The 19457-nt window shown below is 70.5% G+C and carries 20 protein-coding genes; 11 read left to right on the forward strand and 9 right to left on the reverse strand.

Annotated features, from left to right (window positions below):
* Window positions 1–8: 8 nt before the first annotated feature.
* Window positions 9–521 (reverse strand): hypothetical protein, encoded by a 513-nt coding sequence (locus ACIQM3_RS18670; RefSeq protein WP_401625283.1) that lies wholly within the window; start codon window positions 519–521, stop codon window positions 9–11.
* 111 nt (window positions 522–632) lie between these two features.
* Between ACIQM3_RS18670 and ACIQM3_RS18675 the strand changes: the two genes are divergently transcribed.
* Window positions 633–830, forward strand: coding sequence for a zf-HC2 domain-containing protein (locus ACIQM3_RS18675; protein ID WP_401625286.1), 198 nt, complete (start codon window positions 633–635; stop codon window positions 828–830).
* Here ACIQM3_RS18675 and ACIQM3_RS18680 read toward each other — a convergent pair.
* Window positions 764–1333 (reverse strand): sigma-70 family RNA polymerase sigma factor, encoded by a 570-nt coding sequence (locus ACIQM3_RS18680; RefSeq protein ID WP_401625289.1) that lies wholly within the window; start codon window positions 1331–1333, stop codon window positions 764–766. The two genes, ACIQM3_RS18675 and ACIQM3_RS18680, sit on opposite strands and share 67 nt — an antisense overlap.
* Before the next feature lie 257 nt (window positions 1334–1590).
* Here ACIQM3_RS18680 and ACIQM3_RS18685 point away from each other — a divergent pair, with 257 nt between their 5' ends.
* A complete protein-coding gene (locus ACIQM3_RS18685) occupies window positions 1591–2814 on the forward strand; it encodes a CapA family protein (RefSeq protein WP_401625291.1) in 1224 nt (407 codons plus the stop codon).
* Window positions 2815–2874: 60 nt separating this feature from the next.
* On the opposite strand, the gene ACIQM3_RS18690 is transcribed toward ACIQM3_RS18685, so the two are convergent.
* On the reverse strand, window positions 2875–3336 hold the full coding sequence (locus tag ACIQM3_RS18690) for a universal stress protein (RefSeq protein ID WP_401625294.1): 462 nt from the start codon (window positions 3334–3336) through the stop codon (window positions 2875–2877).
* Between the two features lie 163 nt (window positions 3337–3499).
* Here ACIQM3_RS18690 and ACIQM3_RS18695 point away from each other — a divergent pair, with 163 nt between their 5' ends.
* Window positions 3500–4345: a polysaccharide deacetylase family protein gene (locus ACIQM3_RS18695; RefSeq protein WP_401625297.1), complete on the forward strand. Its 846-nt coding sequence runs from the start codon at window positions 3500–3502 to the stop codon at window positions 4343–4345.
* A gap of 26 nt (window positions 4346–4371) precedes the next feature.
* On the opposite strand, the gene ACIQM3_RS18700 is transcribed toward ACIQM3_RS18695, so the two are convergent.
* A complete protein-coding gene (locus ACIQM3_RS18700; RefSeq protein WP_401625299.1) occupies window positions 4372–5034 on the reverse strand; it encodes a class F sortase in 663 nt (220 codons plus the stop codon).
* A 344-nt stretch (window positions 5035–5378) separates the two neighbouring features.
* On the opposite strand from ACIQM3_RS18700, the gene ACIQM3_RS18705 reads away from it, so the two are divergent.
* Window positions 5379–6017, forward strand: a complete 639-nt coding sequence (locus tag ACIQM3_RS18705) for a hypothetical protein (RefSeq protein ID WP_401626455.1) — start codon at window positions 5379–5381, stop codon at window positions 6015–6017.
* Between the two features lie 92 nt (window positions 6018–6109).
* Here the strand turns inward: ACIQM3_RS18705 and ACIQM3_RS18710 are convergent, their stop codons facing one another.
* The 3 genes from ACIQM3_RS18710 to ACIQM3_RS18720 all read right to left on the reverse strand — a co-directional run bounded on the left by ACIQM3_RS18710 (window position 6110) and on the right by ACIQM3_RS18720 (window position 7793).
* On the reverse strand, window positions 6110–6658 hold the full coding sequence (locus ACIQM3_RS18710) for a hypothetical protein (protein WP_401625302.1): 549 nt from the start codon (window positions 6656–6658) through the stop codon (window positions 6110–6112).
* Window positions 6659–6843: 185 nt separating this feature from the next.
* Entirely contained in the window at window positions 6844–7611 is a 768-nt protein-coding gene (locus ACIQM3_RS18715) for a hypothetical protein (RefSeq protein WP_401625305.1), read from the reverse strand.
* Window positions 7612–7628: 17 nt separating this feature from the next.
* Entirely contained in the window at window positions 7629–7793 is a 165-nt protein-coding gene (locus tag ACIQM3_RS18720; RefSeq protein ID WP_401625308.1) for a hypothetical protein, read from the reverse strand.
* 193 nt (window positions 7794–7986) lie between these two features.
* Here ACIQM3_RS18720 and ACIQM3_RS18725 point away from each other — a divergent pair, with 193 nt between their 5' ends.
* The 4 genes from ACIQM3_RS18725 (at window position 7987) to ACIQM3_RS18740 (ending at window position 12506) form a co-directional block, all read left to right on the forward strand.
* Complete coding sequence (locus ACIQM3_RS18725; protein WP_401625310.1) at window positions 7987–8172, forward strand: hypothetical protein; 186 nt, start codon at window positions 7987–7989, stop codon at window positions 8170–8172.
* 183 nt (window positions 8173–8355) lie between these two features.
* Window positions 8356–9312, forward strand: coding sequence for an SCO0930 family lipoprotein (locus tag ACIQM3_RS18730; protein WP_401625313.1), 957 nt, complete (start codon window positions 8356–8358; stop codon window positions 9310–9312).
* A 204-nt stretch (window positions 9313–9516) separates the two neighbouring features.
* The gene (locus tag ACIQM3_RS18735) at window positions 9517–10335 is read left to right on the forward strand and encodes an SAM-dependent methyltransferase (RefSeq protein WP_401625315.1); all 819 of its coding nucleotides are present in this window, start codon (window positions 9517–9519) and stop codon (window positions 10333–10335) included.
* A complete protein-coding gene (locus ACIQM3_RS18740) occupies window positions 10332–12506 on the forward strand; it encodes a putative bifunctional diguanylate cyclase/phosphodiesterase (protein WP_401625318.1) in 2175 nt (724 codons plus the stop codon). The genes ACIQM3_RS18735 and ACIQM3_RS18740 overlap by 4 nt, the downstream gene beginning before the upstream one ends.
* A gap of 11 nt (window positions 12507–12517) precedes the next feature.
* Here the strand turns inward: ACIQM3_RS18740 and ACIQM3_RS18745 are convergent, their stop codons facing one another.
* A complete protein-coding gene (locus tag ACIQM3_RS18745; protein WP_401625321.1) occupies window positions 12518–13450 on the reverse strand; it encodes a LysR family transcriptional regulator in 933 nt (310 codons plus the stop codon).
* Window positions 13451–13546: 96 nt separating this feature from the next.
* On the opposite strand from ACIQM3_RS18745, the gene ACIQM3_RS18750 reads away from it, so the two are divergent.
* From ACIQM3_RS18750 to ACIQM3_RS18760, 3 genes are read left to right on the forward strand one after another with little or no spacing between them, the layout of a single operon-like run.
* Window positions 13547–14254, forward strand: coding sequence for a succinate dehydrogenase (locus tag ACIQM3_RS18750; protein ID WP_401625324.1), 708 nt, complete (start codon window positions 13547–13549; stop codon window positions 14252–14254).
* A gap of 1 nt (window position 14255) precedes the next feature.
* Window positions 14256–16205, forward strand: a complete 1950-nt coding sequence (locus ACIQM3_RS18755) for a fumarate reductase/succinate dehydrogenase flavoprotein subunit (RefSeq protein ID WP_401625327.1) — start codon at window positions 14256–14258, stop codon at window positions 16203–16205.
* Complete coding sequence (locus tag ACIQM3_RS18760; protein ID WP_389726182.1) at window positions 16202–16948, forward strand: succinate dehydrogenase/fumarate reductase iron-sulfur subunit; 747 nt, start codon at window positions 16202–16204, stop codon at window positions 16946–16948. Before ACIQM3_RS18755 ends, ACIQM3_RS18760 begins: the two co-directional genes overlap by 4 nt.
* A 22-nt stretch (window positions 16949–16970) precedes the next feature.
* On the opposite strand, the gene ACIQM3_RS18765 is transcribed toward ACIQM3_RS18760, so the two are convergent.
* Window positions 16971–19397, reverse strand: coding sequence for an ABC transporter (locus tag ACIQM3_RS18765; RefSeq protein ID WP_401625330.1), 2427 nt, complete (start codon window positions 19395–19397; stop codon window positions 16971–16973).
* Window positions 19398–19457: the final 60 nt, after the last annotated feature.

The following is a 19457-nucleotide window of genomic DNA, read 5'->3' on the forward strand; positions in this document are numbered from 1 at the left end:
ACCGCCGCTCAGTACAGATTGACCGCCAGATGGCCCAGCGGCAGCCCCAGCTGCCACGCCGGCGTCCACACCTGGGTCTCGACGTCCTCGTCGTCGGCGTCAACCGGATCCCACGGCGGCGGGCCGATCGCGTCGAGGTCGGCCGCCAGCAGTTCGGTCTCCTCCAGCCACCGCCAGGCGGCCCGTGCCAGCGCGAGGTCGGGATCCGCCACCCCGGCCGGGGCGGTCGGCCGCGCCAGCGCCTCCAGGCGCGCGCAGACCCAGCGTCTCCAGGAGGCGCCGTACGCCGTGAGCAGCCGCAGCTCGTCCACCCGCGCCGCAGGGAGCTCGTCGGCGCCCGCTCCGTCGGAGAGGAAGATCGTCAGGGCGAGCGCGTCGCGCCCCGCACGGTACTCCAGGGTCGTCGGCTCCATCAGGTCGCCGGTCTCCAGGACCTCGTCAGCGATGTACTCGGAGTACATCCAGGCCATCGGGACCAGCAGCCCGCCCCCGCCGGTTTCCTCGTGGTGTTCGGGACGCATCCCGTCTCGCCTCTTTCTTCGACTCTGTACCGGGCTACACGCAGCATTGAACCGGGGGCACGCGCCCCGCGTGGGCAGAAGGGCAGGATCCGTCGGGAGATTCGAGGTGCCATGACCGCCGATCGCGGCGACGGCCCGCATGTGCGGCAGCTGCTGGGCGCCTATGTGCTCGATGCCCTGGGAGCGGACGAGAGCGGTGAGGTCGCCCGGCATCTGCAGCGGTGCGAGGCATGTGTGGCGGCCTATGTGGAGGTCGCGGAGGCGGTCTCCCTGCTCGCGCTGCTCAACGTGGAGGACCTGCTGGAGTAGCCGGGCAGATTGCGGCTGAGCAGCCGCAGCGCGTAGTACGAGCGGGACTTGACGGTGCCTGCGGGTATTCCGAGCGCCTGCGCGGTCTCGCCCACGCTGAGCCCCCGGAAGTAGATCTGCACGAGCACGGCCCGGTGCTCGGGGCTGAGCGTGCTCACGGCCTCGCGCACATCGAGGGCGTGGACCGCGGAGTCCGCTGTGTCGTCCTGGGCGGGGGCGCTCTCCAGGACCGCGTCGCTGACCTCCGTCGGACGGGCCTGGCGGGACCTGCGGGCGTCGATGGCCAGCCGCCGCGCGACGGTGAAGAGCCACGGGCGCATCGAGTCGTAGGGGGCGTCGAACGCCTCAGGATGCTGCCAGGCACGTACCAGTGTCTCCTGCAGCAGATCCTCCGCCCGCTGCCGGTCGCCGAACGTCAGGCCCAGCAGGAAGTGGAGCAGCGCGGGCCCGTGTTCCCGCTGCAGCTGGGCGAGGTCCCGCTCATCGGTTGTCGCAGTGGTCATCGTGAACGTCCTTTCCCGAAGAGGCCCCTGGCGCCTCGCTCCCGCCTGGCGTATACGAACGCATCGGCGCCTGAGGGAACAGGCGGTGCACCGAGGTGTGCGCCGAGCGGTCGCACGGAGCGGCGAGTGGTGCGGTGAACGGTCGCCCGGCGCCGATACGGCCGATTCAGGTACTTTGGCTGCTTTGTTCTTGACTCACCGGTATGAATATATGTGTATTCGGATGGCCGAAATCATCCGAACTGGGAGTCGTGCAGATGACGAAGCGCATCCGACAGGGCGCGGCGATCGCCGTCGCCGGTCTCCTCGCCACCGCAACAGCCTGTACCGGCCAGCAGTCGTCACCCCCCGGCTTCGCCGGGCGGCACCTCACCGCCGAGCGGGGTGTGAACGGCTCGGGCGCCGGGGGAGCGGAGGGGTCGCGCGCCTTCACACTGCTGGCCTCGGGCGGCATCCTGCCGCACTCCTCGATCATCGACCGCGCCGCGGCCGACGCGGGCGGCAGGGGCTACGACTTCCGCCCGATGCTCAAGGGTGCCGCTCGGGCGGTCTCGGGTGCGGATCTGGCCATCTGTCACATGGAGACGGTGTACGGCCAGGACGGCGGCCCCTACACCGGCTATCCGTCCTTCAAGTCACCGCCCGAGGTGGCGACCGCACTGCGCGCCACCGGCTTCGACTCCTGCTCCACCGCCTCCAACCACACCCTGGACGACGGCGCGCAGGGGATCGGACGGACGCTCGACGCGCTGGACCGCGCGGACGTCGCCCACGCCGGATCCGCGCGCTCGGCCGAGGAGGCGGCCCGTCCCACCGTGCTCAGGGCGGGCAAGGCCAAGGACGCGGCGAAGGTCGCCCACCTCGCGTACACCTACGGCACCAACGACATCCCGCTGCCCGCCGGGCAGCCCTGGGCGGTCAACCTGATCGACAAGGACCGGATCGTCGCGGACGCCCGCGCGGCCCGCAAGGCGGGTGCCGACGTGGTCGTCGTCTCCCTGCACTGGGGCACCGAATGGCAGGACGCCCCCGACGACGTCCAGCTCGGACTCGGCCGCGAACTCACGGCCTCCGGCACCGGCGAACGCCCCGACATCGACCTGATCCTCGGCACCCACGCCCATGTCCCGCAGGCGTACGAGAAGGTCAACGGAACCTGGATCGTCTACGGCATGGGCGACCAGGTCGCCGGTGCCATGGTCAACCACGAGGGAGCCCAGGACCCGCGCGCCAACGAGAGCTCGATGGGCCGCTTCACGTTCGAGCCGCCCGCGAAACCGGGGCAGCGATGGGCCGTCAAGAAGGCCGAGTTCATCCCGCAGTGGTTCGACCCCGAGGCGGGGCGCGTGGTGGGCCTGGCCAACGGAGCCGCAGGCCCGACGGGGGAGACGGACGGCCGGATGCGAGAGATCCGCGACCGGATCCAGGCCGTCGTCCTGAGCCGGGGCGCGGCCCAGGACGGTCTCGTGGCCGGCAAGTGACGTCCGCCACCCACCCGGGCGTTCACGGCCCGGCGGTGACCGGCGGGCACCCGTGGGGCGTCACGGCACGACGGTGACCGGCCAGCGCCCGGCCTTCACGAGCCGGACCGCCACCGAGCCGACGAAGCGGTGCCCGGCGGACTCCGAGGCGCCCACGATCACGGCGTCCGCCTTCAACTCGTCGGCGGCCGTCACGAGCCCGTTGTACGGATCCCCGTGGAACGTATGGAACTCCCAGCGGACATTCCATATGTGCTTGAGCCGCTCGGTCGCCATCCTGATCTCGCTCACCAGCCCCTCGGCGACCTCGCCGGTCGCGTCGGCGACCGGGGCTCCCAGGGCGGCGCCGGCCGACATCACCGGCTGGACGTAGACGAGGGCGAGCATCGCGTGCTGCCGTCGGGCGAGGCCCGCCGCGTACGCCGCGGCCCGCATCGAGGACTCGGAGCCGTCGATGCCCGCGACGATCACCTTGGGGCCGTCCGTGCCGCGCTCGAAGCGGTGGTGTTGCTGGTCAGTCACGGCCCTGAGGGTAGCCGCTCATGCCCCGCGTCCCCCGGGCGGGCGGTGGAACCCGGAACCTTCCCTCCGGATTCCACCGACGCACTCCATCCATCGGGTGCAAAACACCACATCTCAGGTGTCGGCGCCGGGCGTGGGCGTCACTCCGTGCGAGCAGTTGGTCATGAAGCATGATCAGATTCCGGCGGAACGCCGCACCTTTCTGCGCCTCGCTCTCACACTGGGGGCAGCCATCGCCGTGCACACCGTCGCAGCGGACCCGGCCGGGACACCCGCGCGCCCCGGTGGAGAGCCCCCCGCCCCGGCCGCAGGGCCTCCGGCGCGGGCCGGGACGGCCCCAGGCGCCTACCGGCTGCGGCCCATGACCTCGACCACACCGCCCCGCTTCCGGCCGGCCTCGCCGCCCGTCCGCACCCGGCCCTTCGAGGAACTCCCCGAGCTGGGGAGCGACGCCATGGTGCTCAGCTTCGACGACGGCCCCGACCCCCGGTACACCCCGGACATCCTGGCCACGCTGCGAAGATACGAAATCCGGGCGATGTTCTTCGTCTGCGGCGAGATGGCCACCGACAACCGCGACCTGCTCCGCGAGATGGCGGACGACGGGCATGTCGTCGGCAACCACTCCTGGTCGCACCCCCTCATCCCGAAGCTCTCCCGGGGCGCGATCCGCGACGAACTGGGCAGCACCAGCGAAGTGATCGAGAAGACCCTGGGAACCCCGCCGCTCTGGTACCGGGCCCCGTACGGTGCCTGGAACCGCAATTCCTTCGAGATCGGCGCAGCGATGGGCATGGAACCGATGGCCTGGACCGTCGACACGCTGGACTGGACCACGCCGGGCACCGACGCCATCGTCCGCCGGGTCAAGAAGGGCGCGGCGCCCGGCGTCGTGGTGCTGTCGCACGACGCGGGCGGAAACCGGTCCCAGAGCGTGGCCGCCCTCCGCCGGTACCTGCCCGCGCTCATCGAAAGGGGGTACCGCCCCACCGTCCCGCACCGCAGCTGACGGTGGGCGCCAGGTGCCCGGACCGGCTACCGCGTCTCGACCAGCCGGGCGAAGACCACCACGTTCCCGTCGTAGCCGTCGGCCTTCGAGTACCCCCCGCCGCAGGTGATGACCCGGAGTTCGGCGTACCCGGTGTCGCCGTACACCCGGGGGCCGGGGAAGTCGTTCTTGGAGAAGACCTCGACGCCGTAGATCTCGAACACCGCGACCCGGTTGTCGTAGCGGGACACCTCGATCTGCTGCCCCTTGCTGAGGGAGCCCAGTCCGTAGAAGACCGCGGGGCCGGCGAGGTTGTCGACGTGACCGACCATCACGGAGGTCCCACGCTGGCCGGGAGCGATGCCGTTCTGGTACCAGCCGGCGAGGTTCGGATCCTGGGCGGGTGGCGCCTCGATCCAGCCTGCCGGGTCCAGGTTCACATCGACCACGGGTGCGTCGACCTCGATCGACGGGATCTGGATGCGCTCGGCGGGGGCGTACGCGAGCGGCTGTACGGACTCGCCGTCGGCCGGGGAGGACACCGTGGTGTCCCGGGGGCCGGCCACCGAAGCCGCGGCGGCGGGCTGCGGCGGTCCGGGGGACGTCTCGACGCCGTTGCGCATGAGAGCGAGCCCGGTGAGCATCACCAGGGCGACGGCGCCCCACGGTGTGCGTCTGCTCCGCTCGGCGCCCCACTGGTCCCGGCCCATGGTTCTCCCTTCGTCGCGACACCGTCACGCTAGGCGCGGGTGCGCAAGGCGGCGATCAGGGAAGGGCGAACGGGTGGCGGCCGATCGGGCGCCGTCGTGGGTGTCTTCTCTTCGGAGTAATGAGCGGATAAAAATTCTGACGGTCCGTGACCTGCGGCTCCGTCAGATTCCGGGTCCCGCCCTCGGTGTGTCGGCTCACCGGGGTGGAGCAATGCCGAAGTGCGGCACCTGCGGTATTTGGTGAGGGTTCGTCATGGGATGCGTTTTCGTCAACTCCCGGGGACCAAGACTCCGGGGCGCTTCCCGCTGGAGGTTCAAAGATGCGTGCTTCACGCACTCTCGCGGTGACCGCGACCGCATTCGCGGCGGTCGGGCTGGCCGCCCCGCTGGCCGCCGCCGGCGGCGGCCCGGGCAGCAACCCGAGCAACTTCCCGACCAATGTCACCGTCGACCCGTCCTCGGTCCACCAGGGCGCCACCATGCAGGTCAGCGCGGAGGGCTGCGGCCGCTCCGGCGGCAAGGTGTGGTCGAACGCCTTCCCGACGGTGAACCTCTCTCCGGGCCGGGTCGGCTATGCCACGGCGCACATCCGGAACAACGCGACGCCTGGTCAGTACAGCCTGTCCGTGAGGTGCAACGACAGCCAGAACAACTTCGGGGGTAACGGAGGCAACCAAGGCCAGGGCGGCAACGGCGGCCAGGGCGGTAACGGAGACGAGCGCGGCCAGGGTGGCAACGGTGGCCAGGGCGGTAACGGCGGTAACGGCGGCCAGGGTGGCAACGGTGGCCAGGGCGGAAACGGCGACCCGGTCGCGACGGCCCGCTTCACCGTGCTGCACTCGCGGGGCGCGCAGGGTGGCCTCGGCGGGTCGATGGGTCCCAGCTCCGTCGAGATGCAGGTCGGCGGCGGTCTTGTCGCGGCGGCAGCCGTCGGCGGAGCCGTCTTCGTCGTCCGTCGGCGGATGAGCAATGCGGCGATCTGACGCGTCGAACCTCCCACCCGGCCCGATACGCCCGTCGCCCCGAGTCCTGGACCAGGACCCGGGGCGACTGCCGTGTGTCTGTGTGCGAGCTGTCAGTGCCGGCGAGCGGTACGGCGCTTGCGCAGGACATGGAAGGCGCCGGCGGAGGCGGCCGCCACCAGTGCTGACCCGGCGGCGATCTCCGCGGGGTCCATCGTGTCGACGCTGCCACCGAGCCCGCCCAGCACGCCGCTCGGAGAGGCGGTGGAGCTGGTCGTGGGGGCCGTGGTGGGGCTGGTCGAGGGGGAACTGGTGGCGCCGCTCGTGATCGTCAGGTTGGCGGACCGTGTGGTCGTGCCGCAGCGGAAGGTCACCTCGTAGACGGCGCCACGCCTGGCGTCCCAGTCGACCGTGGCCGAGGCCGACCGCCCGCTCGGGATGGTGACCGTGTCGAACACGCCCGAGAACGCGGTCGCATTGCTGGTGCACCCCATGGCGCCGAGAGTCACCTGGCCTCCCGGCGCGACCGTCGACGGAGTGATGGTCGGCGTGAACGAGGTGGACGTGCCGCCGTTGAGCACATCGGCCGACGCGGCCGGTGCCATCAGAAAACAGGCGGCGGCGCCCAGCAGGGCGACGGGTGCGACACGTATCGCGCGCATGGTGAATCCTCCGGGTCCCGAGGAGCAGCCGCGGAACGGATTTCCGCGAGGTATGAGAAATGCACCTCGATGACCGAAACGGTAGAAGTGCCGCATACCACCCGCGATCGGTGTCAGGCGAATGGGGCAGCCTTGTCCCCCGACCGGCTCTCCGGCCGGGGGACAAGGCCGCGAGGTGCGCGCTCCTATCCATCCGTGGCGTGCGGGAACAGATCGACGAACGGAGCTGTGGTCGCCGAGATGCCCCGGCCGAAGGGCGCGTCGAAGTCCCAGATGAGGAAGAGCAGGAAGGCGATCAGGACGCTGAAGAGGCCGGCCAGCAGCAATTCACGGAAGGTTCTGCGGATCTGGAGCGTGAAGATCAATCCGACCGTGACCACGGCCCCGGTGATCAGACCGAACCAGACGACTCCCGGCATGGTCGCGCCCGCGTTCTGCCCCCGGGCCCCTCGTGCGTCGTCGACAGCGGCCACCTGGTCCACCAGCGGCTGGTACGCCTGCCCTTCGTGGTCCGTCCGCGGCTTGTACTCCGTCACGTCGGCCCGCACCCGGTCGAGAAGTCTGGTGCCCTCCTCGGTGAGACTCGCGTGGTCCGTCATCGACTTCCATTCGGCGCCGACGACATGAGCCACATACGCGTCCACGTCGGCCCGGATGCGGTCGCGGACCTCGACCGGGTAGACCGCCGACCGGGCGGTCACCTCGTGCAGTGCCTGCGCCTCCAGGCGTACGGACTCCTGGGCGGCGCTGCGGCCCTCCCAGACGCCTGCGATGGCCAGGCCGAGCACGATCGCGTACACCACACCGATCATCATCGTCATGTACTCGATGACGTCGGGCGTCTCGGACGGATCGTCGTCCTCGGCGAGGCGCCTGTTGCTCAGGACGGCGATGGTCAGCACGACGGCGCATGCCGATGCCATCGCAATGGTCAGAACAAGCCATTCCGACATGGGTTCCCTTTTTCGGTTCAGCGGGACGAGCGGGGCCGCAGTACGGCCACGGCGAAAACGGCGGGCGCGGTGATGAGAAGGGTGAGCGAGACCAGTGACGGCCCGGCCCGGGGCGTCTTGCGGGGAGGCTTCTTGTAGGTGGGCAGCGCGACGGGCGCGGGGGGCGGCGGTGTGGGGCGCACGGTGGCAGGTGGTGGAGAGGGCTCCGGTTCGGGTTCAGGTGCCGGTTCGGGCGCTGCGGGTGCAGGAGGCGGGGGCGGTGGAGGCGGAGGTGGAGGGGGCGGCGGTGGAGGGGGTGGGGGAGGCGGAGGTGGCGGAGGTGGTGCCGGTGGTGGCGGTGCTGGCTCGGGCTCGGGCTCGGGTTCGGGCTCCGCGATGACCGCCCCGCACCGTCCCTCGCCCGCCACGGCGACGGACGAGCTGCCGTCCCCCTGCCCGATGGAGGCGACGGCGCAGTCGTCACCGGCCGCCGGCAGCGGGACGGCGAGCAGCAGGAGCAGGGTCGCGGCCGTCAGCCGCCATATGCGTGATCCGTACACGCCGGGGAGCATGTTCCCCTGAGCCGCCGAACACGCGGAGGGCGGAGCCGATTCGCCTGATGGAGGGACATTCGGCGATTCGCGTTTGCGCCCGCCGAAAGTTGTCCGGGCTTCCGTTGAACACAGAGGTACCAGCCGCCCGTACCAAGGGCCACGGAAGGCGCGGACTCGCGTCCCGGACGGCAGAAGGACAACGGGAGTCGACATGAATACCTGGCGGAACGCCTCGCTCGCGGTGACGGCGGTGGCCCTCTTGGCGCTGACGACGGCGTGCGGTCAGGAGAAGGGCACCGCGTCGCCGAACGGCCAGGCCGTGGGGAACGCCGCGTCGGCGCAGCAGCCTGCCGACAGCGGTTACGGCTCGGACGGCGGCTACGGTTCCGGCACGGCAGCGAGTGGGACGGCGAAGGAGGCCGGGCAACTCGCGGTGTGGGACAGCAAGAAGCTGGGCAAGGTGCTGACCGACAGCGAAGGCTTCACGCTCTACCGCTTCGACAAGGACACCGCCGAACCGCCCAGCTCGAATTGCGGGAGCGACTGCGCGAAGGCGTGGCCCGCGGTGCCCGCGCAGAACGCCGAAGCGGCCGCGGGCACCGAGGCGTCGCTGATCGGCGAGGTGACCAGGGACGACGGGACCAAACAGCTGACCGTGGCGGGTTGGCCCATGTACCGCTACGCCGAGGACACCCGGCCCGGTGATGCCAACGGGCAGGGTGTCGGAGGGACATGGTTCGCCGCCGCTCCGGACGGAAAGAAAGCGGCGGTGGAAGCCGGCGGAGCCACCGGTGCCCAGCCCGACCTTGCCGGACTTTCGGTCCGCGAGGATCCGGAACTCGGGAACATCGTCGTGGACAAGCGCGGTATGACGGTTTACCGCTTCAAGAAGGACTCGGCGTGGCCGATGAAGTCCGCGTGCACGGGCGACTGTCTGAAGAAGTGGCCGGTCGTCGGTCCCGTGCAGAAGAATGACGTCGAAGGCGTCACCACGAAGGGATTCGTCACCTTCGACCGTCCGGACGGCGTCAAGCAGCAGTCGCTCGACTGCTGGCCTCTCTACACCTTCTCCGGCGACGCGCGGCCGGGAGACACCAACGGCCAAGGCGTCGGGGGTACATGGTACGCGGTCTCGCCCGATGCGAAGCTGGTCGAAGCCTCCGAGTAGGGCCCGGAAGACCCTCCGTGGTGCCGGTCCGTCGCCGAATGTGCACACGCAGCGACGGACCGCCGCACATGCCTCCGGTGTGTGACCAATAACGGATCTCTAATTTCCGTTTCCACTCGCTCTCCTGGCGGTCGATCAGTAGCCTCTGGTCAACACTGACCATGAACATGGCCGGATCGCCGTGGCGACTTGTTGGAGACATCGATGGAGCGTCCCGCCTGGGCACCGCAAGGCATTGACATCTCGGTGCCGAGCGTGTCTCGCATGTACGACTTCTATCTGGGCGGTTCGCACAATTTCGAGGTGGACAGGGAAGCGGCCCGGAAGGCCATGGAGTTCATGCCGGGCCTCCCCAAGGTCATGCAGGCCAATCGTGCCTTTATGCGGCGGGCCGTGCACTACGCCACTGCTTCAGGAGTCAACCAGTTCCTGGACATAGGGTCCGGTATACCGACCTTCGGCAATGTTCATGAAGTCGCCCAGGCTGCCGATCCCGAGGCCCGGATCGCCTATGTCGACCACGACTCGGTCGCGGTCGCACACAGCCAGGCGGTGCTCGACGGCAAGGAGCGGGCCGTCATCGCCGCCGCGGATCTGCGTAAACCCCAAGAGATCCTGGCGGACCCGCAGATCAACGGCCTCCTCGACCTGGACAAGCCGGTGGCGCTGCTCCTGGTGGCGGTGCTCCACTTCATCGAGGACTCCGACGATCCGTACGCGGCGGTCGCGGAGCTGCGCGACGCGCTGGCCCCCGGCAGCCTGCTGGTCCTGACCCACGCGTCGTACGAGGGGATCCCGCTCACCCAGGAGGAGGCGGGAGGGACGGTCGGTGTCTACCGCACCATCCGCAATCCGCTGATCATGCGTTCGCGCACGGAGATCAGCCGATTCTTCGAGGGGTACGAGATGGTCGAGCCCGGGCTCGTCTCCATGCCCGAGTGGCGTCCCGAGTCCCCGGGGACGCTCGCGCACGAAGATCCGTTCGCCTTCTCGGGCTTCGCCGGGGTTGGGCGCAAGGCGTGAGCATTCCCGCTCAGTCGTCGGGCGTGCCCGACGCGGAACCCGACGGCCCCGAGGGCCGGCTCCGAAGATTCGCCACCATCTGGAGCCGGGCGATCTTCCCGTCCACGGCCACCTCCATGTCCCGCCCCGAGTTCGAGGAACATCTGCTGCCGCTCGCCCGGGAGCTGAGCGACATCCTTCACACCCGGGTCTTCGACGCGGCACCCGCGCACGGCGTCGGAGCCTCCCTGGTCGCCGCACACTGCACGGACCCGGACGCCCTGAGCTCCACCCTCGGCGTCGTCGACTCCTACCTGGTCCTCTACTGCGGGGGCAACGGACCGGTGGAGCTGTCGACCGAGGACAGCCGGGCCCGGTGCGCGCGGATCCAGCACGCGCTGGCCGGCGGGTTCACCCAGGCGTTGCGCGAGCGGACACTCGCCGAGCAGGAGGCGATCGCCCGCTCGGCGCTCACCGCGCGCTCGGACGCCGAACAGGCACTGCACGCCACCGAGGCTCGCTTCCGCGCCGTGTTCAAGGACGCCGCCATCGGGATCGGCATCGCCGACCTCGACGGGAACATCCTGGAGATCAACGACACCCTCACCAAGATGTTCGGCGGCCTGGAGAACCACGTCCGCAGCCACAAGGTGAACGAGTGGGTGCACCCCGAGGACTCGCCGTACGTATGGAAGTACTACGACGAGCTGGTGCGAGGCGAGCGCGAGCACTACAGCGTCGAGAAGCCGTACTACCGCAACGACGGCACCGTCCTGTGGACCAACCTCACCGTGTCGCTGCTGCGGGACTCGGAGGGGCGGCCGGAGTACCAGCTGGCGCTCATGGAGGACACCACCGAGCGGCGGCTGCTCAATCTGCGGCTGCGCTACGAGGCCACCCACGACGCGCTCACCGGTCTGCCGAACCGGACGCTGTTCTTCGAGCGTCTGGAGAAGGCCCTCGCGCCCAGGGAAGGCATGCGCTTCGGTCTCTGCTATCTGGACCTGGACGGCTTCAAGGCGATCAACGACAGCCTGGGCCACGCGGCGGGTGACCGGCTCCTGGTCGAGGTCGCCGACCGGCTGCAGAGCTGTGGGACCGCCCCCGGCGAGATGGTCGCGCGGCTCGGCGGTGACGAGTTCGTGGCCCTCACGACCGGGCCGCACACCCAGGACGAGGTCCACGAGCTGGCCGGACGCATCCTCTCCGCGCTCGCCACGCCCATCCGTCTCGACGGCCGGGAGCTGACCGTGCGGGGATCCGTCGGCGTCGTCGAAGGGCCGTCGGGCGAACGCACCGCCGCCGAGGTCCTCCGCAGCGCCGACATCACGATGTACCGGGCCAAGGCGGCCGGCGGGAACCGCTTCGCGCTCGCAGACGCGGAGGCCGACGCCCGTGCCATCACCCGCCACGGGCTGACCACGGCGCTGCCCGCGGCGCTGGACCGCGGCGAGTTCTTCATCGAGTACCAGCCGCTGGTGCACCTCGGGGACGGCAGCGTGCACGGAGCCGAGGCGCTGGTGCGCTGGTGCCATCCGCAGCACGGTGTGCTCGGCCCGGACCGGTTCATCCCGCTCGCCGAGCACACCGGGCTGATCGTGCCGCTCGGCCGCTGGGTCCTGGAGGAGTCCGTCCGGCAGGCGAACTTCTGGCAGGAACGTCACACCGACGGCGGCCCCCTGCGGATCAACGTCAACCTCTCGCCGACCCAGCTGCACCACCCGAGGCTGGTCGCCGAGACAGTCGACGTGCTGGAACGCTCCGGGCTGGAGCCCGGCGCCCTCTGCCTGGAGGTCACCGAGTCCGCGCTGATCGGCGCGGACGACGATCTGCTCAAGCCGCTGCGTCAGCTGGCGGAGATGGGCGTCGACATCGCGCTGGACGACTTCGGCACCGGGTACTCGAACCTGGCGAACCTGCGCCGCCTGCCGGTGAGCATCCTCAAGCTGGATCGTTCCTTCACCCAGGGCATGCAGCACCACCCCGCCGACCCGGTCGACCTGAAGATCGTCGAGGGCATCGTCTCGCTCGCCCACAGCCTGGACCTCGCGGTCACGGTCGAGGGTGTCGAGACCGGTGCCCAGGCCGAGCAGCTGCGACAGCTCGGCTGCGACACCGCCCAGGGCTGGTACTACGCGCGCCCCGGCGCCCCGGACCGGATCCACGCGCTGCTGCTGGCGGACGCGGTCTGACGGCTCCGTCCTCAGCCGCCGCCCGGGCCGGGCCCGCCGGCGGCTGAGGACGCGGCGGGCGGCCCCGCCCCCAGGAGCATCCGCTGGAGTTCCCGCGCCGCGCGCGGCGGTTCGACGTCGCTGCGGTGCGCCAGCGCGATCGTGCGCCGCAGTCCCGGCGAGGCCAGCGGTGTCGTACGGAGGTCCTGGCCGGCCCGCACGGCGACCATGCGGGGCACGACGGCGATCCCGAGGCCCGCCCGTACGAAGCCGAGAACGGCGTCCATCTCGCCGCCCTCCACCGTGAACGAGGGCTCGAAACCCTCCGCCCGGCACGCGGCGACGGTCAGCTCCCGAAGGTCGTAGCCGTGCCGGAACATCACCAGCGGCTCGTTCTCGAGATCGGCGATGTGCACGGACCCCTTGCGCCCGGGTGCGGGCCGGGACGCCGGTGACACCACCACCAGGTCCTCGTGCAGCAGCTCCACCGTGGTGAGCGCCGGCGAGCCCGCGGGCAGGGGCAGCACGAGCAGCGCGAGATCCAGGGCGCCCCGTGCCAGCTGCCGTACGAGGTCGTGGGAGCCGCCCTCCTCGATCAGGAGCCGGATCCCGGGGTGCGCGCCGTGGAAGGCACGCAGCACGTCGGGCAGCAGGCCCGTGCAGACGCTCGGGGTGGCGCCCAGTCTGATCCGCCCCCGGCGCAGCTGTACGAGTTCCAGCACCTCGTGCCGCGCGGTGTCCGCGTCCGCCAGGATCCTGCGGGCGAGCGGCAGCAGTGCCTCGCCCGCGTCGGTCAGCGCGATGTTGCCGCGCGCGCGGCTGAACAGCTCGGCGCCCAGCTCGTTCTCCAGGGCCTTGATCTGCTGGGAGAGGGAGGGCTGCGACACGTGCACCTCCTCGGCGGCCCGGGTGAAGTGTCTGGCCTCGGCCACGGCCACGAAGTAGGCGAGCTGCTGAAAGTGCATGCGGCCGACGATAGCGCCCTCCATAGCCTGTGCCTATGGAGATGAGTCACTTCATGTCTTGGACTGATGGTGGCCTTCGGCTCTAGCGTCGTGTCCATGGCATTGGCAACGCGGGCGGACCGACGGCCGTCCATGACGCGTACGCTCTGGGACTCGTCCGTCGGCAAGAAGACGATCATGGCTGTGAGCGGCCTGATCATGCTCGGTTATCTGGCGGTCCACATGCTGGGCAACCTGAAGATCTTCTTCGGATCCGGCGAGTTCAACCATTACGCGCACTGGCTCCGGACCCTCGGCGAGCCTTTCCTGCACTACGAGTGGGCGCTGTGGATCATCCGCGTGGTGCTCGTCGCGGCCGTCGTCCTGCACGCCGTCTCCGCGTACCAGCTGAGCCGCCGTGACCTCAGGGCGCGCCCGACGGCGTACGTCCACAAGAAGGCACGTGCGAGCTACGCCACGCGCACCATGCGCTACGGCGGCATCATCCTCGCGCTCTTCATCGTCTGGCACATCCTGGACCTCACGACCGGCACCGTGCACACCGGCGGATTCCAGGCCGGGCACCCCTACCAGAACGTGCTCGACACCTTCTCGACCTGGTACGGCAACGTCATCTACATCGTCGCCGTGCTCGCCCTGGGCCTGCACGTCCAGCACGGGTTCTGGAGTGCGGCGCAGACCCTCGGCGTGGGGAGCGCGACCCGGGACCGCGTCCTGAAGACCCTCGCCAATGTCCTCGCAGTGGTGCTGACGGCCGGTTTCGTCTCCGTGCCCGTCGCAGTGATGACCGGAGTGGTGAGCTGACATGAGCGACTACACGAACTACCGCACCGGCGAACCCGTCGTCGACGCCAAGGCGCCGGAGGGCCCCGTCGCGGACCGCTGGGACACCCGCCGCTTCGAGGCGAAGCTCGTCAACCCGGCCAACCGCCGCAAGCACACCGTGATCGTCGTCGGCACTGGCCTGGCAGGCGGCTCGGCCGGCGCCACGCTCGCCGAACAGGGCTACCACGTCGTGCAGTTCTGCTTCCAGGACTCGCCGCGGCGCGCCCACTCCGTCGCCGCGCAGGGCGGGATCAACGCGGCCAAGAACTACCGCAACGACGGCGACTCGGTGCACCGGCTCTTCTACGACACGGTCAAGGGCGGCGACTTCCGCGCCCGGGAGTCCAACGTCCACCGCCTGGCCGAGATCTCGGTCGAGATCATCGACCAGTGCGTCGCCCAGGGCGTCCCCTTCGCCCGCGAGTACGGCGGCCTCCTCGACAACCGCTCGTTCGGCGGCGTCCAGGTCTCCCGCACCTTCTACGCCCGCGGGCAGACGGGGCAGCAGCTCCTCCTCGGCGCGTACCAGGCGCTCTCCCGGCAGATCGCGGCCGGCAACGTCGAGCTCCACTCCCGCACCGAGATGCTCGACCTCATCGTCGTCGACGGCAAGGCCCGCGGCATCGTGGCCCGCGACCTCGTCACGGGGAGGATCGACACGTACTTCGCCGACGCGGTCGTCCTGGCGAGCGGTGGCTACGGCAACGTCTTCTACCTGTCGACCAACGCCATGAACTCCAACGCCACCGCGATCTGGCGCGCCCACCGGCGCGGCGCCTATTTCGCGAACCCCTGCTTCACCCAGATCCACCCCACCTGCATCCCGCGCACCGGGGACCACCAGTCCAAGCTCACGCTGATGAGCGAGTCACTGCGCAACGACGGACGCATCTGGGTCCCGAAGTCCAAGGGCGACGACCGCCCCGCGAACCAGATCCCCGAGGACGAGCGGGACTACTACCTGGAGCGGATCTACCCCGCCTTCGGCAACCTCGTGCCGCGCGACATCGCCTCCCGCGCCGCGAAGAACGTCTGCGACGAGGGCCGCGGCGTCGGCCCCGGCGGCCAGGGCGTCTACCTCGACTTCGCCGAGGCCATCGCGCGCATGGGCAGGAAGAAGGTCGAGGAGAAGTACGGCAACCTCTTCGACATGTACGCCCGCATCACCGCGGAGAACCCGTACGAGACGCCGATGCGCATCTACCCCGCCGTGCACTACACGATGGGCGGCCTCTGGGTCGACTACGACCTCCAGACCACGATCCCCGGCCTCTTCGCCATCGGTGAGGCCAACTTCTCCGACCACGGCGCCAACCGCCTCGGCGCCTCCGCGCTGATGCAGGGCCTCGCCGACGGCTACTTCGTGCTGCCTTCGACCATCAACGACTACCTGGCCCGCAATCCGCACACCGAGGAGATCGACGCCGGGCACCCGGCTGTCACCGAGGCCGTCGCCGAGACCGAGGACCGGCTGAACCTCCTCCTCGCGGTCGACGGGGACCGGACCCCGGACTCCTTCCACCGCGAGATCGGCGAACTCATGTGGGAGTTCTGCGGGATGGCCCGCACCGAGGAAGGGCTCCGCAAGGCCCTCGACCGGATCCCGCAGATCCGCGAGGAGTTCTGGCGCCGTATCAAGGTGCCCGGCACCGGCGAACAGTTCAACCAGTCGCTGGAGAAGGCCAACCGCGTCGTCGACTACCTCGAGCTCGCCGAGCTCATGTGCCTCGACGCGCTGCACCGCGCCGAATCCTGCGGCGGTCACTTCCGCGAGGAGTCGCAGACCCCGGACGGCGAGGCCGCCCGCCGGGACGAGGAGTTCTCCTACGCCGCGGCCTGGGAGTTCAGCGCCACCGGCGACGCCCCCGTCCTGCACAAGGAAGACCTCGTCTTCGAGTACGTCCACCCCACCCAGCGGAGCTACGCATGAAGCTCACCCTGCGCGTCTGGCGCCAGCAGAACGCCGAGGCGCCCGGCGCCATGGCCACCTACGAAGTCGACGGGATCTCGCAGGACATGTCGTTCCTGGAGATGCTCGACACCCTCAACGAGGAGCTCATCCTCGGTGGGGACGAGCCCGTCGCCTTCGACCACGACTGCCGCGAAGGCATCTGCGGCGCGTGCAGCCTCGTCATCAACGGCGACGCCCACGGCCCGGAGCGGACCACCACCTGCCAGCTCCACATGCGGTCCTTCGACGACGGCGACACGATCGACATCGAGCCGTGGCGGGCCTCGGCCTTCCCGGTCGTCAAGGACCTCGTCGTCGACCGCTCGTCCTTCGACCGGATCATCCAGGCAGGGGGATACATCTCCGCGCCCACCGGCACGGCGCCCGACGCGCATGCCACTCCGGTGCCCAAGCCGGACGCCGACTCGGCCTTCGAGCACGCCGAGTGCATCGGCTGCGGCGCCTGCGTCGCGGCCTGCCCGAACGGCTCGGCGATGCTCTTCACCTCCGCCAAGGTCAATCACCTCAACGTGCTCCCGCAGGGCGCGCCCGAGCGGGAGACCCGGGTGCTCGACATGGTCGCCACCATGGACGACGAAGGCTTCGGCGGCTGCACCCTCACCGGCGAGTGCGCGACGGCCTGCCCCAAGGGCATCCCGCTGCCGTCGATCACCGCGATGAACAAGGAGTGGCTGCGCGCCAACCGCAAGGTGCGCCGCTGACCACCCTCCCTCCGGCGGGGAGTCAGGCCGGCCGCAACGCCTTCGCCAGGTACGCGGCCGTACGGCTCCCCGCCGCGCGTGCCACCTCCCGCGGCGTACCGGTGGCGACGATCCGGCCGCCCCGGTCCCCGCCTCCGGGCCCCAGGTCGATCACCCGGTCCGCACCGGCCACCACCGCCATGTCGTGCTCCACGACCACCACGGTGTTCCCCGCGTCCACCAGCCCGTGCAACTGCCGCATCAGCACCTCCACATCGGCCGGGTGCAGCCCTGTCGTCGGCTCGTCCAGCACATAGAGCGTGTGCCCCCGCCGGGCACGCTGGAGCTCCGTGGCGAGCTTGATCCGCTGGGCCTCACCGCCCGACAGCTCCGTCGCCGGCTGGCCGAGCCGCAGATAGCCGAGCCCCACGTCGAGCAGCGCCCGCAGGCTGCGCTCGGCTGCCGGAGTCCCGGCGAGGAACTCCGCCGCCGCCTCCACCGTCAGGTCCAGCACCTCGGCGATCGTGAGTCCGCGCAGAGTCACCTCCAGCGTCCGCGGGTTGTAGCGCGCGCCGTGGCAGTCCGGGCAGGGAGCGTACGTACTGGGCAGGAAGAGCAGCTCGACCGAGACGAAGCCCTCGCCCTGGCAGGTCTCGCACCGCCCGCCCGCCACGTTGAACGAGAACCGGCCCGCCCGGTACTTCCGGTCCCGCGCGGTCTCCGTCTCCGCGAACAGCTTCCGTACGACGTCGAACAGCCCGGTGTACGTGGCCAGGTTGGACCGGGGCGTACGGCCGATCGGCCGCTGGTCCACCTGCACGAGCCGGTCCACCGCGTCCAGGCCCTCCGCCGACGCGCAGCCCCGCGCCACCGGCGCGGCAGGATCCTCCGGGGCCTCCGCCGGCCGCCGGTCGGCGAGCGCCCCGGCCAGGACCTGGCCGACGAGGGTCGACTTGCCCGACCCCGACACCCCGGTGACCGCTGTCAGCACACCCAGGGGGAACGCGGCGTCGACGCCGCGCACGTTGTGCAGGTCCACCCCGCGCAGCGTGATCCACCCCGAGGGCGTCCGCGGCTCGCGCTCCGGCGCCGGGCCCTCACCGAAGAGGAACCGCCGGGTCGCGGACCCGGCCACCCCGGCGAGTTCCGCCGGAGGACCGCTGTGCAGGACCCGGCCTCCGTGCTCGCCCGCCAGCGGCCCCACGTCCACCAGCCAGTCGGCCTGCCGCACCACATCCATCTGGTGCTCCACCACGAACACCGAGTTCCCCGCCTGCTTGAGCCTGCCGAGTACACCGAGCAGCGCCTCCGTGTCGGCCGGGTGGAGCCCTGCCGACGGCTCGTCCAGCACATAGACGACGCCGAACAGGCCCGAGCGCAGCTGGGTGGCCAGCCTCAGCCGCTGCAGCTCGCCGGACGAGAGGGTCGGGGCCGTACGGTCGAGGCTGAGATAGCCGAGCCCCAGCTCGGTGACCGGTCCGATCCTGGCCAGCAGATCGGCCGTCAGCACCCGTGCCGTGTCACTCCCGCCGCCCGTCTCCAGCAGCACCTCGGTGAGGGCGGTGAGGGGGAGCGCGACGAGGTCGGCGATCGTGCGGCCGGCGAACGTGACCGCCATGGCCTCCGGCCGAAGCCGGCTGCCCCCGCACACCGGACACGGCGCGCTCGTCAGGAAGCGCTCCGCCTTCGCCCGCAGCGTCCGGCTCCTGGAGTCCGCGAACGTGTGCATCACATAGCGGCGCGCGCTCATGTACGTGCCCTGGTACGGGCGCTGGATGCGCCCCGCGTCGCGCACCGGATGCACCGTCACCACCGGCTGCTCGTCGGTGAACAGGATCCATTCGCGGTCCGCGGGGTCCAGCTCCCGCCACGGACGCTCGATGTCGTAGCCCAGGGCGTCCAGCACATCGCGCAGATTCTTGCCCTGCCAGGCCCCCGGCCAGGCCGCGATCGCTCCGTCGCGGATCGACGACGACGGGTCCGGGACGAGAAGTTCCTCCGTGGTGCGGTGGATGCGCCCCAGGCCGTGGCACTCGGGGCACGCCCCGGCCGCCGTGTTCGGGGAGAAGGAGTCCGAGTCGAGCCGTTCGGCGCCGGGCGGATAGTCACCGGCGCGCGAGAAGAGCATGCGCAGGGAGTTGGAGAGGGTGGTGACCGTACCCACGGAGGAACGTGACCCGGGCGCGGACCGGCGCTGCTCCAGGGACACGGCGGGCGGCAGACCGGTGATCTCACCGACGTCGGGCGCCCCGACCTGGTGGATCAGCCGCCGGGCGTACGGGGCGATGGACTCGAAATATCGGCGCTGGGCCTCCGCGTAGATCGTCCCGAACGCCAGGGAGGACTTCCCCGAGCCCGAGACACCGGTGAAGACGGCGAGGGTGTCGCGCGGGATGTCGACGTCCACGTCGCGGAGGTTGTGTTCACGCGCGCCGCGTACCCGGACGTACGGATCATGGGGGGTGGACATCGGCGGTGCGGCTCCGTGGGGGATCGGTGGGGTGGGCATGCTTCTGCCGGTGATCCTCCC

This window comes from Streptomyces sp. NPDC091271, assembly GCF_044757505.1.
In the GTDB taxonomy this organism is placed as follows: Bacteria; Actinomycetota; Actinomycetes; order Streptomycetales; family Streptomycetaceae; genus Streptomyces.

Excerpts from the sequence above, each read along its gene's own strand:
- ACIQM3_RS18730 (WP_401625313.1), top strand. The coding sequence starts at position 8,356 with ATGAATACCTGGCGGAACGCCTCGCTCGCGGTGACGGCGGTGGCCCTC.
- ACIQM3_RS18710 (WP_401625302.1), bottom strand. The coding sequence starts at position 6,658 with ATGCGCGCGATACGTGTCGCACCCGTCGCCCTGCTGGGCGCCGCCGCC.
- ACIQM3_RS18760 (WP_389726182.1), top strand. The coding sequence starts at position 16,202 with ATGAAGCTCACCCTGCGCGTCTGGCGCCAGCAGAACGCCGAGGCGCCC.
- ACIQM3_RS18745 (WP_401625321.1), bottom strand. The coding sequence starts at position 13,450 with ATGCACTTTCAGCAGCTCGCCTACTTCGTGGCCGTGGCCGAGGCCAGA.
- ACIQM3_RS18695 (WP_401625297.1), top strand. The coding sequence starts at position 3,500 with ATGAAGCATGATCAGATTCCGGCGGAACGCCGCACCTTTCTGCGCCTC.
- ACIQM3_RS18685 (WP_401625291.1), top strand. The coding sequence starts at position 1,591 with ATGACGAAGCGCATCCGACAGGGCGCGGCGATCGCCGTCGCCGGTCTC.
- ACIQM3_RS18670 (WP_401625283.1), bottom strand. The coding sequence starts at position 521 with ATGCGTCCCGAACACCACGAGGAAACCGGCGGGGGCGGGCTGCTGGTC.
- ACIQM3_RS18715 (WP_401625305.1), bottom strand. The coding sequence starts at position 7,611 with ATGTCGGAATGGCTTGTTCTGACCATTGCGATGGCATCGGCATGCGCC.
- ACIQM3_RS18765 (WP_401625330.1), bottom strand. The coding sequence starts at position 19,397 with ATGTCCACCCCCCATGATCCGTACGTCCGGGTACGCGGCGCGCGTGAA.
- ACIQM3_RS18750 (WP_401625324.1), top strand. The coding sequence starts at position 13,547 with ATGGCATTGGCAACGCGGGCGGACCGACGGCCGTCCATGACGCGTACG.
- ACIQM3_RS18755 (WP_401625327.1), top strand. The coding sequence starts at position 14,256 with ATGAGCGACTACACGAACTACCGCACCGGCGAACCCGTCGTCGACGCC.
- ACIQM3_RS18700 (WP_401625299.1), bottom strand. The coding sequence starts at position 5,034 with ATGGGCCGGGACCAGTGGGGCGCCGAGCGGAGCAGACGCACACCGTGG.
- ACIQM3_RS18680 (WP_401625289.1), bottom strand. The coding sequence starts at position 1,333 with ATGACCACTGCGACAACCGATGAGCGGGACCTCGCCCAGCTGCAGCGG.
- ACIQM3_RS18725 (WP_401625310.1), top strand. The coding sequence starts at position 7,987 with ATGACCGCCCCGCACCGTCCCTCGCCCGCCACGGCGACGGACGAGCTG.
- ACIQM3_RS18675 (WP_401625286.1), top strand. The coding sequence starts at position 633 with ATGACCGCCGATCGCGGCGACGGCCCGCATGTGCGGCAGCTGCTGGGC.
- ACIQM3_RS18735 (WP_401625315.1), top strand. The coding sequence starts at position 9,517 with ATGGAGCGTCCCGCCTGGGCACCGCAAGGCATTGACATCTCGGTGCCG.